This window comes from Butyrivibrio sp. WCD3002 (assembly GCF_000424265.1).
Classification (GTDB): domain Bacteria; phylum Bacillota; class Clostridia; order Lachnospirales; family Lachnospiraceae; genus Butyrivibrio.
Genome location: NZ_AUJO01000014.1, coordinates 44,638 through 58,910, shown reverse-complemented (window position 1 = coordinate 58,910; position 14,273 = coordinate 44,638). Strand labels below are relative to the sequence as shown.

Here is a 14,273-nt window from a genome sequence, read left to right as displayed (position 1 = left end):
TTTGTCCGCTTTAAATAATGGGGAAATATGCGAAGATTTAAAGTGAAATCTTTTAACAGATATATATGTACTGTACTTGCTGCGGCAATGCTTTTAAATTCAGGTGCGCCGGCTTTTGCTACTTCCAGTGAAGAGCTTAAAAAGCAGCAAAAGGAACTTGAGGCGCAGCAGAAGGAGCTGGAGAAAAAGCAGGATGCGCTGGAATCAGAAAAAAGGACCAGCCAGAGCGGTCTTAACAGCGCAAATCAGAATATTAGTGCAATAGAGGGCGAACAGGCAGAAATTCAGGCAGAGCTTGACGCTGCCAATGAAGAGCTTGTAGGACTTCTTACAAGTATTGATCTTATTCAGGCTGATATTGCGGATACAGAAGAGAAAATAGTTCAGACTCAGGCTGAGTATGATGAAGCCAAGGCTCTTGAGGAAGAACTGTATGAAGTTATGAAAAAGCGCATACGCTACATGTATGAGAAGGGTGAGCTTACCTACGCAGAACTTCTTTTACAGGCCCAGAGCTTTGATGATCTCCTGAATAAAGCAGAGTATGTTGAGTCTTTGTATGAGTATGACAGAACAAAGCTTGGTGAATACGTGGCTGCCAAAAATGCTGCCGAGGAATATGGGGATCAGCTGGCAGAGGCTAAATCCGAGCTTGAAACCTCCAAGTATGAGTTAGAAGAAGAACAGAAATACACAGAGACAGTTATAGCAAATTACAAGAAAAAATATGCCAACTTTGACGTGCAGCTTGCTAAGGCAAAGCAGGATGCGGCTGTATATTCAGCGCAGCTTCAGAAACAGACATCTGAGATAAAGGAATTGCAGGCAAAGATTGACTCAAAGGAAGCCGAAGTAAAGAAGACCAAGAAGGCCGCAGAAGAAGCGGCATCTAAGGAGGCTGAGGAGGCAGCAAAGAAGAAGGCTGCTGAGGAAGCCAGCAAAAAGGCAGCGGAAGAGGCTCTTGCCCAGGCAAATACAGATGAGGATGATGAAGATGACGATGATACAGATACAGATTCTGCATCTGCAGGAAATGCATCAGATAACAGTTCATCAAAGAGTGCGGAGGCTACAGCGCCTACAGGCTCTGCAACCGGACAGAGTATAGCAAACTATGCTTGTAAGTTTGTAGGCAATCCTTATGTGGCTGGTGGAACAAGTCTTACCAACGGTGCGGATTGTTCGGGGTTTGTATATGCAGTTTACCAGGCCTTCGGAATAAGTGTGCCCAGATCATCCTATGCTCAGGCAGCCTATGGAAAGGCCGTGTCCTATGAGAATGCACAGCCCGGAGATGTTATCTACTATGGCGGTCATGTGGCTATTTACCTGGGCGGTGGACGTATCGTACATGCAAGTACCGCCCGTACCGGAATAAAATATGAAAACGCAACCTACAGAACAATTCTTACCATCAGAAGATTCATTTAAGGGGATAGAGATTTGGAATGGAGTAAATTGCTTTGCGAAGACAGAGTGAGAACTATCAAAAAAAGAGAAGGCTCCAATGATCTTCGCAGTGAATTTGAAAAGGATTATCACAGAATAATCGGCAGTGCGTCCTTTAGACGCCTTCAGGATAAGACACAGGTTTTTCCGCTTGATCAGTCCGACTTTGTAAGGACCAGACTGACTCATTCTTTGGAGGTTTCCTCCTTTTGCAAGTCCCTTGGACAAAATATTGCAAGAAGGATTCTGACAGATATTAAGGATGAGAGCTTTCTGCCCTCATATCAGCAGGATATCTGTGATATTTTGCAGTGCGCAGGATTACTTCATGATATAGGTAATCCGCCCTTTGGACATTTTGGTGAGACCGTTATCAGAGAATGGTTTAAGAACAATCTGGCGGAGCAACAGTTTTCCGGTAAGCCGGTAACAGAGATATTGAACCCGCAGATGAAGGGCGATTTTTACAATTTTGAAGGTAATACCCAGGCTCTTCGCGTGGTATCAAAGCTTCATTATCTTGTGGATGAGCATGGCATGAACCTGACAAAGGCACTGCTTGCTACAATCATTAAATATCCTGTATCATCCCTTGAGGTTAATAAGAAGAGTCCCGATATATGCTGTCACAAGATGGGATATTACTATGCAGACAGGGAGCTTTTTAAGGATATTCAGGAATCCTGCGGATTGAACGGGCGAAGACATCCCCTTACATTTATTCTTGAGGCGGCAGATGATATTGCATACAGAACTGCCGACATAGAGGATGCATATAAGAAGGGACTCATTAGCTTTGACCTGCTGGTACGTGAGCTTGAGAGCAGATGCTTTGAGGATCAGTCCGATAAAATTTACAGACAGCTCCTTGATTCACTTAAATACAGATATGGAAAAGGTATCGAGCTTGGCGTAAGTGATCCCGGCGAGTACGCTGTTTCAAACTGGGTAGTTGCTGTTCAGGGTAAACTCATTTATCTTGCTACAGATGGTTTTGCTGCAAACTATAAGAGTATTATGGATGGTTCCTTTGGAAGCGAACTGCTGGAAGGATGCGGTAAAGTCTATGGAAGTAAGACACAAGAAGATGCTGGTAACAGCAATGACGGCGGAGATAATTCGGGAGATAGACCGGATAATAAAGAGCATATTGCCGAAGGAAAGCATATTGTTGATGCCCTTGGCGATATAGCTGTTAAGTATGCCTTTAATTCAGAGCCAATTTTGAAGATAGAGGTAAGTGCAGATCAGATACTGACGTATCTTTTGGACAGACTGGTTCCTGCGGCAATTCATTTTGACACAGATTCAAAGCTTAGCCCCATAGATTCGAGAATGATTTCTTTTATCTCTAACAACTATAAGAAGATTTATCAGATTTACTCTGAAGGAAAATCTGAGGAAGAAAAGCTTTATCTAAGGCTTCTTCTGGTTACGGATTATGTATGTGGTATGACAGACAGCTACGCTAAGAGACTTTATCAGGAGCTTAACGGATTGATTTGAATTGATTTTCTAATCTGTTAATTGATCGCTTATGGGTTAGTTAATGTATATTTTATAATGGTTTTACTTGCAATTTTTAAGGTCAACATATATGTTAGTTTAGTGGTGTGATGAAAATATTGTGCGTGTGATGTGGACTTTACTTAGCATGAACATGATTCATCAGAAAAAAGATCAGAAAGAGAGAAAATATGGCAAGAGAAATGGTTGTAGTTCTTGACTTTGGCGGACAGTATAAGCAGCTGATAGCCAGACGTGTTCGTGAGTGCAACGTTTACTGCGAGATTCATCCCTATAACATCGGGCTTGATAAGCTTAAAGAGATGAATCCCAAGGGCATCATTTTAACAGGTGGCCCCAACAGCGTGTACGGCGATCAGGCAGTATTGTGTGAGAAGGAGCTTTATGAGCTGGGAATTCCGGTTCTTGGAATCTGCTACGGCGCACAGCTTACTGCATTTTTGAACGGAGGCGAAGTTAAGACAGCGCCTTTAAGTGAGTACGGTAAGACAGAGACTTTCCTTAAGACAGATTCAGTTCTCTTTGCAGATATAGATACGAAGGATGCCGGAGAGACCACTCTGCTTGATGGATATGGAATGGTCGACACAGATGCTCCTGTTTTGAAGAATGATAAGGGTGAATTCGTGGTTTCAACCTGGATGAGCCATACAGATTATATAGCTAAAGCGCCCGAGGGCTTTGCGATATCAGCTTATACAGCCAACTGCCCTGTGGCAGCTATGGAGAACGCTGACAGAAAGATATATGCAGTCCAGTTCCATCCTGAGGTTATGCATTCTCAGAGAGGAACAAAGATGCTCCGCAACTTTGTATATAAGGTTTGTGGCTGCACAGGCGACTGGAAGATGTCAGATTTCGTTGAGAGAAGTATTGCCGAGATCAGAGAGAAGGTTGGAGACGGCCGCGCTCTTTGCGCTCTTTCAGGTGGCGTTGATTCATCAGTTGCAGCCGTACTTATGAGTAAGGCTATTGGTAAGCAGCTTACATGCGTATTTGTAGATCACGGTCTTCTTAGAAAGAACGAAGGCGACGAGGTTGAGGCAGTATTTGGACCAAACGGCGCATACGACCTTAACTTTATAAGAGTAAATGCTCAGGATAGATTCTATGAGGCACTTAAGGGTGTTGAAGAGCCTGAGAAGAAGAGAAAGATCATCGGAGAGATGTTTATCCGCGTATTTGAGGAAGAGGCAAAGAAGATCGGAGCCGTTGATTTCCTTGTACAGGGTACTATCTACCCCGATGTTGTAGAGAGCGGAATCGGAGAAGGAGCAGTTATCAAGTCTCACCACAATGTAGGCGGCCTTCCGGATTATGTTGATTTTAAAGAGATCATTGAGCCTCTTCGTATGCTGTTTAAGGATGAGGTAAGAGCATCAGGACTTGAGCTTGGTATTCCTGAGCACCTGGTATTCAGACAGCCATTCCCCGGACCGGGACTTGGAATCCGTATCATTGGCGAAGTTACAGCCGAGAAGGTTCGCATCGTTCAGGATGCAGATGCAATCTACCGCGAGGAGATTGGCAAGGCAGCTGCTGCTTACAAGGAAGAGAACGGCAAGAATCCCGAATGGCTTCCTGCTCAGTATTTTGCAGCACTGACAAATATGCGCTCCGTTGGAGTTATGGGAGATTTCAGAACCTATGATTATGCAGTAGCGCTCCGTGCAGTAAACACATCTGACTTCATGACAGCAGATGCTACAAATATTCCATGGGAGATTCTGCAGACAGTAATGAACAGAATCATTAACGAGGTTAAGGGAGTCAACAGAGTAATGTACGATCTCACCTCCAAGCCACCGGGAACAATTGAGATGGAATAATGTGTAATCGCCTGCAAGGCCTGTGTTTATCGGGCTTTGCGGGCTTTTTGCTTTGCCCTTGACGTCGTTTTTACGTAGATTTGCTCTTTACAATCTATTGATCATTCTGTATAGTAGTCGATGGATTTAGGAGAGTTTTCTTTTCAATAATTCTTTTGAATGGTTGCTTTAATCATAAAGTGGCTAAGATATTCCAAACATATATATTTATATACCTTTTTGTAAGCGGTGGGGTACAGCTGGTATAGTGGGGTGAAGCTGGTATATAAGACAAAAATACTTATAGGGTTTATATACCTATTTGCAAGGCGGTGGAGTAGAGCGGGTATATAAGATAGAAATATACTGATTTCTTATATACTTTTTTCTGTGCTCAAAGAATTACTTGAAGTAGAAAGTTAGAAAAAGCAGATAGAAAAGTATATAAGTTATATCTAAATATTTAATTTATATACCTGGCATCGAAGAGTGTGAAGAAATAGGTATATAAATATTGCTTAAGGAGTTCTCTTATATATGTTGTGTAGAAAGGATGAAACCGGCAAGTGGACTTCTTGAGATTGGAATATAGTTAACGCTTGTAATAAGGATTATTGTGAGGAATGAATTAGTATTAGAAATAGGAGATACCAAAACAAAATGGAGGAAGTAAATAATAAAACAGAACAGAGAACTGAATATGACAGTGAATGGATAAGCAAAGTCAGTAGAAGGAAAGCAGTGCTGGAAAAGCTGATTATGGATAGAGAAGCATCAATAAACAGTTCACCGGAAGGCCATTTAAGAGTGCAGGATAGAAACAGCTATGCCTTGTATTATTGGATAAAAAAGACGGGGGATACAAACGGAGAGCTTATACCTAAGAAAAATAGAGATATTGCGAGGAAGCTGGCTCAAAAAGACTATGATAAAAAGCTGGCTAGAGTGATAAAAAAAGAACTCAAGGAGATAACTAAGTATCTTGAGTGTATTAAGGAAAATGATATCAGTTCAATATATGAAGGTTTAAGTGATAAGAGAAAACTGCTTGTAAAGCCGCTTATAACATCGGATGAGGAATATATAAAACGATGGAAAGAAAAACCATATGAACCTATGGGATTTGATGATAGCTCGGCAGAATACTTTTCAGATAGCGGGATAAGAGTCAGATCAAAGTCAGAAATAATTATCGCAAATATGTTGGAGAAATATGGAGTGCCATATAAATATGAATCTCCACTCAAATTGGGGAAAAGAGGTATAGTGAGGCCTGATTTCACATGCCTTAATATTAGGACACGAAAAGAGTATATCTGGGAACACTTTGGGATGATGGACGATGAGAATTACGCGAATAAGAATGTTGCTAAAATCAATTCTTATGAAGAAAGTGGTTATCAGTTAGGAAAAAATATGATTATGACCTTTGAAACTTCTCAACACCCCATAAATTCTAATATAATAAAGAGTATGATTACATCCTGGCTTTTATGAGTAGGGCGGAATAAGGAGTTTGTTGGGGGTACTATGGGGAAAGTAATATTCTTAGATATTGATGGGGTTCTTAATTCCAATTTCTGGAATGCTGATCATCAAAGAGAAATAAGTGACGGAAAATACATAGATACCGAAAAGGTTAGGCTGTTGTCGAAGCTTGTGAAAAAAGCTGAGGCAGAGATTATTCTGCATTCAGGATGGAGATTCTGGTTTGACACAGATTTAAAACCTCTGCGTTCAGAGGCAGGTTATCTTGCAGAGCTTTTGGAAAAAGAGGGAATGGTAGTTGCTGGAATGACGCCGGATCTTACTACTGAAGAAATCAGAAGAACTAAGAAATTCAGCAAGGTTAAGGCGGATGAAATCTTGATGTGGCTTAAAGAACATCCTGAAACAGAAAAATGGCTAGTTATAGATGACCTTGAACTTCATAATGATAAAATCGCGAAAAATCAGGTAATGACTGATCCTGAGCATGGTCTTTCCGAGGAGGATGTGGAGAAAGCTTTAAGCATATTATGCTGATATTGTTCACTAGGGTATACAGGTATGGCTTAGGGCATATTGTGTTGACCTTGCCCTTAGGGTATCGGGTATGATTAGAAGTAATAAATGGGGAATCAGATATGGTTTATAAATATTGTGCTGAATGTGGACATAAACTTGATGAAATAAGACTAGGGGATGACGACTGCAAAATTTGCCCCTCCTGTAAGAGAATATATGGCAACAACCCACTGCCTGTAGTTGAAGTACTGGTGGTGAATGAGCTTAATGAAATCCTTCTTCTTAAGCAGGATTATATTTCAAAGGACAAGTGGACTGTTGTATCGGGATATATGGTAAATGGTGAGACAATAGAGGAGGCAGTGTCCAGAGAGGTAAAAGAGGAGACAGGCCAGACAGTTACAAAGTGCCAATATGTATCCAGCTATTATTTTGAGCCGAAGCAGCTTATCATGATAGGCTTTATTGCATATGTAAATAAGAGTGACTTTGCTGATTCTGATGAGGTTGATGATCTCAAGTGGTACAAAGTTCATGAAGTTGAAGCGGTTATTGCCAGGGAAAATAATTGCTCCGGAATGCATTTTGATATGTGCAAAAAATATTTACAGGAGAATGATGGCAGAGAATGAAAATCAGAAAAGCGTCAGGCACAGAAATGCTTGATTTATGGGGATATCAGGATGTAAATTCGGCATCGCCAACAGCTGGGTTTTTCTATAAAAATTTAAATTCCGGAAATGCGATTTTTTGGACAGCAGAGGATGAGGGAAAGCTAATTGGTGAGCTGTATGCCTTTCTGAATCTGGATGATAAGGACTTTGCAGATGGCAGTAAAACAGCTTACTTATGTGCATTCCGTGTGCAGGAGAATTATCGCAGACAGGGCATAGGAACATCACTGATTGAGACGGCGGTAAAAGAACTGGCAGATAGAGGCTTCACCGGAGTAACCATAGGTGTAGACGAAACAGAAGAACTTAATGTACAGCTTTATAGGCGTCTTGGCTTCAATACTAAGATTAAGGATTGCGCCACAGATCCCTGCGCTATGAATAAGGATATGGAGCCTGATTCCTGCGACATATTTTGGCTATTGTATAAGGATATTTCAGGAGTAGATAATTTGGATAAAGTACGCTTAACTATCATGACAAAAGAACTGTGTCATGAGCTATATAAATCCTGGGAAAACGATGATTCCATATATATGGATATGTCGCTGTTTAAACCGTATAATTATAGGGAGGAAGCGGTTGACAGATACTATGATTCCAAACAGGAACCGTCTCGCAGATTGTTTGCTATAATGCTTGAAGATAAGCCTATAGGCGAGGTTCAGCTTAAGCAGATCGATCAGGATAAAAAGGAATGCACTCTTAGCATTCATATGCAAAATGATGCAGTTAAGGGTAAGGGATATGGAACTCAGGCCGAATGCCTGGCGATTAAGTATGCATTTGAAGAGCTTGGCATGATGGCTGTAAACGCAGATACTGTAGTAAAGAATGTAAGAAGTCAGCATATACTTGATAAACTGGGATTTGAGTTTATCAAAGAGGAAGGCGATTTCAAATATTATAGATTGGAGCGAAAAGATTATGAGTACACATATAGAGCCATTTGAGGCAATGGATTCCAGTATAGAGGGATTGAAAATAATAAATGTAAAAAGCGCTACGGATGATCGCGGTACTGTGCGCGAACTGTTTCGCAGCAGCATTCATTCGGAAGTCCTTCCCAGAACAGTGACCGGATGGAAGCAGATTAACCTTACAAGAACAAAAAAGGGAGCTGTTCGCGGTCTTCACGGTGAAGCGATGAACAAGCTTGTTACCGTGGCTTATGGCTCTGTTTTTGGTGCATATGTGGACACAAGACCCGGCAGTAAGACCTTTGGTGCAGTTCAGACTGTTTATATCACTCCCGGGGTTCAGGTATTTGTACCACAGGGTGTATGTAACGGATTCCAGGCCTTGGAAGATAGTGAATACCTATACTTCTTTGATAATGAATGGGCACCCGGAATGCCGGGAACTGCACTTTGTCCGTTAGCTCCTGAGCTTGGTATTAATTGGCCCATTGATATTGATACAAATGACTTAAACCAAATCTCGGAGAAGGATTCAAAAGCACCGACACTTACGGAGCTGCGCAGTAAGCTTTGGATGGATTAAATTATGCCTAATACAAAATGTTTATAGGAAAAACCTGTAAATATGTGATTTGTGGGTATTATTTCAGAAAATACAGTGCTATAATTGCAATGTTGCTGTCGATAATAAGTAAATTATTTTGGAGGATATCGATATGGTTATGTTTTTAAAGCTTCGAAATTTCTAATAGGCATGAAACCTTAATAAATAGTTTCGTGCCTAGTAATCAGGAACAATAAACTATTTAATTTAAGGAGATTACAAATGGAATTTCAAGACAATATAATAAAAGAGTATTTACGAAACGTTTATTTTATTACAGGTACACCTTGCGGAGGAAAAACTACTGCTTCAAGAGCACTTGGAAAGAAATATGGCATACCGGTGTATGACATTGATGAGCGTTTTCCTGAGCATCAGGCTATTTCAGATAAAGAGCATCAGCCCAACATGAACAAAGTTTTCAGAGATGCAGATGAGTTCTTCGGAAGAAGTGTTGAGGAGTACAAAAAATGGCTTCTTGATAACACAAGAGAGCAGCTGGATTTTGTGATTTTGGATCTTATGAGGTTAGCTCAAAATGGACGTATTATCTGCGATTGTCATCTGACATTGGAGCAGGCGAAAAAATTGACTGATCCGTCAAGGATAGTGTTCATGATTCGGGAACCTGTCAATCTGATTGATGAGTATTGCAACAGGCCGGACCATCAGGATTTCAAGGAATATATAGAAAGTGTTACAAATCCGGAAGCTGCCAAGGCAAACTGTAATGAAACTTTATGTAATCTTAACAGGAATGTTTACAATTCCATTAAGAAGAGTGAATTCAATTGGATAGAGCGGGATAATAGCAGGGCTGTAGATGATACGGTAAAGCTGGTAGAAAACTGCTTTGGATGGAATTTGTAAAAAGATTTTGTAATTAAGGGTAAAAGGAGTTATGCAGAAATACATGACTCCTTTTATTTGACTAGTGAAGCTTATGGGGCCTGGAATAACGGTATGAAAATCTGAAATCACAAAAAAGATAAAGGGGAAAAAGAATGCAGACAGACAAAGAACCACTTGAGGATTACAGCACGCAGCACAAAAAAGCATGGGAGTTTGACGCCTATAACTTCTGGGTCAGAACAGCAGGAACGCCTGCTGAGAGAGCAGAAAAGGATAAGGCTGATCCAAGAAAAATGCTAAAGCAGCATGCCGCTTATTTTGATTCTTTTGATGGAGTAAAAGTAGCAAATATCTGCGGCTCCTGCGGAAAGAAAGCAATACCGATGGCGCTTCTTGGATCCGAAGTTACCATATTCGATATTTCCGAGGATAACAAAAAATATGCCATGGAAACTGCAGATGAGGCAGGCGTCTCAATAAATTTTGAGGTGTGTGACATCCTTAAGATAGATATGGAAAAGTATGCAGGGTACTTTGACGTGGTATTTATGGAAGGCGGTATTCTTCACTATTTTCATGATATTAATGAGTTCATGAGTATCATGCATGGCCTCCTTAAGCCTGGCGGAAAACTCATTTGTAGTGATTTTCATCCCTTTACCAAGATAGCTGATATTTTGAAATTCGGTCAGCCCACACCCGGGTATTTCTATTCGGAGGTATTTGAAGGCGAGATGGCCCATGCCAGATTCTATGATGAGGAGATTCGCAGGCAGATTCCTAAGTGTAAGTACAGGAAGTATACGATAAGCGAGATTATTAACGGCATAATTGACGCCGGATTCACACTGGAGCGCTTTTATGAGCATCCCGCATGGGAGGACGATAAGCTTCCGGGCGAGTTTACCGCTATAGCCAGAAAAGCATAAAGAAAGAATATAAAAAATGACACCAAAGTGAAAACTGCACCATTTTTTCACATCCTCTTTTTTAATATAGTTTTTTCATCGGTTATGAAGCCAGGTGCTTCTAGGTGAAAGAACATATTTAAAGGGAGGATGTTTTTTTATGAAACGCAAAAAACTTTTAGCAGGTATTCTTGCAGGAACAATGGCTCTTGGCCTTGTAGCTTGCGGCAGCAGTGACAGCGCAGATAGCGGCAGTGCAGCTCAGGCAGACGGCGCAGCAGCAGAGGATGGAAGCGCAGCATCAAGCGGAGATGCGCTTGTTATCTGGACACTTGCAAAGGATCTTGAAACCTTTGGCGAGTACTATGAGCAGCAGACAGGCAATGACGTAGAGGTTGTTGTGTATGCTCCTGAAGATTATCCCACAAAGGTTCAGACAGCAATCATGGGTGGTGAGACAGAGCCTGACATCATCGTAGGTGAGCCTCAGATGCTTGGAGATATGTATGATAATGGATTCTTCGCTAATCTTGATGATCTTGGAGCACAGGATTATGCAGATCAGATCGTAGATTATGTATGGCAGGTAGGACAGGATAAGGAAGGCGTTCAGAGAGCAGTTTCTTACCAGATCACTCCTGCAGGTATCTACTATCGTCGTGATATCGCTCAGGAAGTATTCGGAACAGATGATCCTGAGACAATCGGAGCAAAGTTTGCAGACTATGACACAATTCGTGAGACAGCACAGACACTTAAGGATGCAGGCTACAGAATCTTCGCTTCTGATTCAGAGATCAACTATTTCTCCGGTGACTCAGCGTGGGTTGTTGACGGTGCTCTGAACGTAGATCAGGGACGTCTTGATTATATGGATCTTGTTGTAGACCTTTACAAGAATGACCTTACAGCATATTGCAATCAGTGGTCTACACCCTGGTATCAGGCAATGGCAGGTGAGGTTCCGATCCTTACAGCAGATATTCAGAACTATGCAGATGATTCTGTAAACGTATGGGATGCAGAGGCATTCGCAGAGCAGACAGCAGATCTTGAAAAGACTTCTGTATTTGCATTTGGTCTTCCTTCATGGGGAGTTCTCACAATGCGTGATAACGTAGGCGATCTCTCCGGTAAGTGGGGCGTTTGCGCAGGACCTTCTTACGGCTTTGGCGGCGGTACCTTCATCGGTATCTCTTCACTTTCAAAGCGTCAGGAGCAGGCTTGGGACTTCATCAAGTTTGTATGCTTCAACGAGGAGACAGCTGACTGGTGGATTGAGACATCTGAAGGCGACACAGTATCACTTATCTCAGCTCTTGAGAAGCACGCAGAGGATGCTAATGACGTTTATGGCGGACAGACACTTTACTCTTTCTGGCTTGACCAGGCAAAGGGTATTGATTACTCAAAGGTTACACAGTATGACAAGGTAATCGGTGATGCATGGGGTGCTGCAATCGGTTCAATTAAGACCGGTGAGATGAATAAGGAAGATGCGATCAGCAACTTCTATGACACAGTACAGTCAACCTATCCTGATCTGATCATCAACAGATAAGCTTTTAGTGAATTACCCGGGGCAGATTATGTCTGCCCCTTTTTCAAAGAAATGATTTTCGGAGGTAAATATGCGTAAGCACAAACGGCTTGGCTCCTATAACAATTGGGGATATCTTTTTGTATTGCCTTTTTCAGTGATCTTCCTGATTTTCAGCGTTTATCCCGTACTTAGAACGCTGCATCTTAGCTTCACGGATTTAAAGGTAATGGGGGATGCTCACTTTATCGGTTTTAATAACTATATTCGTGTTATTCAGGATAAATTTTTCTGGAAAGCCCTTCTTAATACAGTGCGTATTTGGGGCGTAAATATCGTATTACAGCTTGGACTGGCATTTTTATTAATGATGGTTTTCTCGGATGTAAAGTACAAGATGAAGGGTCTTGGATTCTTCAGAATCGTGTATTATCTGCCAAACCTTATTGCGGCAACATCCGTAGCATTTTTGTTTCAGACACTTCTGGATTGGCGTTATGGATCCTTTAACATAATTATCAGTAACATTGCAAGATTCTTTGGTACATCCTATAACCCAGTGGACTGGATTGGTAACGGACACGTGGTTCCTTATGTTATCGCAGTAATTCAGTCATGGATGTGGTTTGGTAACTCCTTCATCATGCTTATGGCTGGTGTTCAGGGTATACCTAAGGATTACTTCGAGGCAGCAGCCATTGACGGTGCGGGACGCTGGACAGTGTTCTTTAAGATTACACTTCCTCTGCTTCGCCCCATTATGATGTACGTGGCTATCACATCACTTATCGGTGGTCTTCAGATGTTCGACCTTCCGTTCCTGATGATCCAGCCTTCATCAAGTGCTTACGGAAATGTGCAGACAGTTATGATGTACCTCTATCGTTTCGGATTTACCGCAGGTTCAATCAATACAGGTTACGCATCTGCAGTAGCTTACATGCTGTTCCTTATCATTCTTGCAGTATCACTGATTCAGCTTTATCTGTTCCGTGATAAGGATAAGACAAATACTAAGAAGGGAGGAAGAAAGTAATGAGAACGTACAAAAACAATGTTATTCACGACAAGATCATGAAATGCATCTTATATCTTGCCATCGGATTATTGGCGGTAGTAAGCTTCTTCCCCTTTTATGCGATGATCATAAATGCTACAAGAAGCGGTGTGGAAATTTCGAGAGCTTTCTCACTTATTCCCAGCTCACATCTTGTAGAAAACTATGTGCAGCTTATAAAGTTTGTTAATATCCCAAGAGGTATTCTCAACAGTATTCTGGTATCCGTACCTGCAACGCTGTTTACCGCATACTTTTCAGCACTTGCTGCATATGGCCTTGCATTTTATAAATTTAAAACCAACAAGATCGTGTTTGCTGCGATTCTTATCTTTATGATGATTCCGGGACAACTTTCCCTCATTGGTTTTTACCAGCTTTGTACTAAGCTGCATCTGGTAAATTCCTATTTGCCCCTTATACTTCCAGCTATTGCATCTCCCGGAACGGTGTTTTTCTTAAGACAGTATGCTTTGTCAGCTGTACCCGAGACACTGATCGAAGCAGCACGACTTGATGGTGCAAATGAGCTTTATACATTCCACAGGATCATAATCCCGATTCTCTCACCCGGTATTGCAACAATGGGTATTATGACCTTCATCGGAAACTGGAACAGTTACCTTCTTCCGATGATCATCCTTAATAAAACAGAGAAGTTCACGCTTCCTGTAATGGTTTCTACTCTGCGTTCCGCTACAGACCTTCAGCAGAATCAGGGTGCAACCTATCTGGCCGTAGCTATATCCGTTATACCAATCATGCTGGTATTTACCTTCTTCTCAAGGTATATCATCAGTAGTATTTCGGCCGGAGCAGTAAAAGAATAAAAATGCTTGTGCAAATAACTCGGAATGAGTAAAATGAGTGACATGAAATCAAATTTTGCAAAACGAAATATATTTTTAGCCATAGCATTACTGACAC

13 protein-coding genes are annotated in these 14,273 nt (G+C 41.4%); all 13 read left to right on the top strand.

The window, feature by feature from the left end; all coding sequences use genetic code 11:
• Nucleotides 1-27: 27 nt before the first annotated feature.
• The 13 genes from G608_RS0112555 to G608_RS0112495 all read left to right on the top strand — a co-directional run bounded on the left by G608_RS0112555 (nucleotide 28) and on the right by G608_RS0112495 (nucleotide 14,176).
• On the top strand, nucleotides 28-1,431 hold the full coding sequence (locus G608_RS0112555) for a C40 family peptidase (RefSeq protein WP_026496323.1): 1,404 nt from the start codon (nucleotides 28-30) through the stop codon (nucleotides 1,429-1,431).
• Between the two features lie 12 nt (nucleotides 1,432-1,443).
• Nucleotides 1,444-2,955, top strand: a complete 1,512-nt coding sequence (gene dgt / locus G608_RS0112550) for a dGTP triphosphohydrolase (RefSeq protein ID WP_026496322.1) — start codon at nucleotides 1,444-1,446, stop codon at nucleotides 2,953-2,955.
• Nucleotides 2,956-3,146: 191 nt separating this feature from the next.
• Nucleotides 3,147-4,805 (top strand): glutamine-hydrolyzing GMP synthase, encoded by a 1,659-nt coding sequence (gene guaA / locus G608_RS0112545; protein WP_026496321.1) that lies wholly within the window; start codon nucleotides 3,147-3,149, stop codon nucleotides 4,803-4,805.
• A gap of 639 nt (nucleotides 4,806-5,444) precedes the next feature.
• Nucleotides 5,445-6,281: a hypothetical protein gene (locus G608_RS21115; RefSeq protein ID WP_051209303.1), complete on the top strand. Its 837-nt coding sequence runs from the start codon at nucleotides 5,445-5,447 to the stop codon at nucleotides 6,279-6,281.
• A 33-nt stretch (nucleotides 6,282-6,314) separates the two neighbouring features.
• Nucleotides 6,315-6,809: an HAD domain-containing protein gene (locus G608_RS0112535; RefSeq protein WP_026496320.1), complete on the top strand. Its 495-nt coding sequence runs from the start codon at nucleotides 6,315-6,317 to the stop codon at nucleotides 6,807-6,809.
• 101 nt (nucleotides 6,810-6,910) lie between these two features.
• Nucleotides 6,911-7,423: an NUDIX domain-containing protein gene (locus G608_RS0112530; RefSeq protein ID WP_026496319.1), complete on the top strand. Its 513-nt coding sequence runs from the start codon at nucleotides 6,911-6,913 to the stop codon at nucleotides 7,421-7,423.
• The gene (locus tag G608_RS22535; protein WP_051209302.1) at nucleotides 7,420-8,418 is read left to right on the top strand and encodes a GNAT family N-acetyltransferase; all 999 of its coding nucleotides are present in this window, start codon (nucleotides 7,420-7,422) and stop codon (nucleotides 8,416-8,418) included. The genes G608_RS0112530 and G608_RS22535 overlap by 4 nt, the downstream gene beginning before the upstream one ends.
• A complete protein-coding gene (locus tag G608_RS0112520; protein ID WP_026496318.1) occupies nucleotides 8,393-8,968 on the top strand; it encodes a dTDP-4-dehydrorhamnose 3,5-epimerase family protein in 576 nt (191 codons plus the stop codon). Before G608_RS22535 ends, G608_RS0112520 begins: the two co-directional genes overlap by 26 nt.
• 243 nt (nucleotides 8,969-9,211) lie before the next feature.
• A complete protein-coding gene (locus G608_RS0112515) occupies nucleotides 9,212-9,859 on the top strand; it encodes an AAA family ATPase (RefSeq protein ID WP_026496317.1) in 648 nt (215 codons plus the stop codon).
• 134 nt (nucleotides 9,860-9,993) lie between these two features.
• The gene (locus G608_RS0112510; protein ID WP_026496316.1) at nucleotides 9,994-10,770 is read left to right on the top strand and encodes a class I SAM-dependent methyltransferase; all 777 of its coding nucleotides are present in this window, start codon (nucleotides 9,994-9,996) and stop codon (nucleotides 10,768-10,770) included.
• A 139-nt stretch (nucleotides 10,771-10,909) separates the two neighbouring features.
• Entirely contained in the window at nucleotides 10,910-12,310 is a 1,401-nt protein-coding gene (locus G608_RS0112505; protein WP_026496315.1) for an ABC transporter substrate-binding protein, read from the top strand.
• A 70-nt stretch (nucleotides 12,311-12,380) separates the two neighbouring features.
• Entirely contained in the window at nucleotides 12,381-13,325 is a 945-nt protein-coding gene (locus tag G608_RS0112500; RefSeq protein ID WP_026496314.1) for a carbohydrate ABC transporter permease, read from the top strand.
• Nucleotides 13,325-14,176, top strand: a complete 852-nt coding sequence (locus G608_RS0112495; protein ID WP_196810194.1) for a carbohydrate ABC transporter permease — start codon at nucleotides 13,325-13,327, stop codon at nucleotides 14,174-14,176. Before G608_RS0112500 ends, G608_RS0112495 begins: the two co-directional genes overlap by 1 nt.
• The last annotated feature ends 97 nt before the right edge of the window (nucleotides 14,177-14,273 follow it).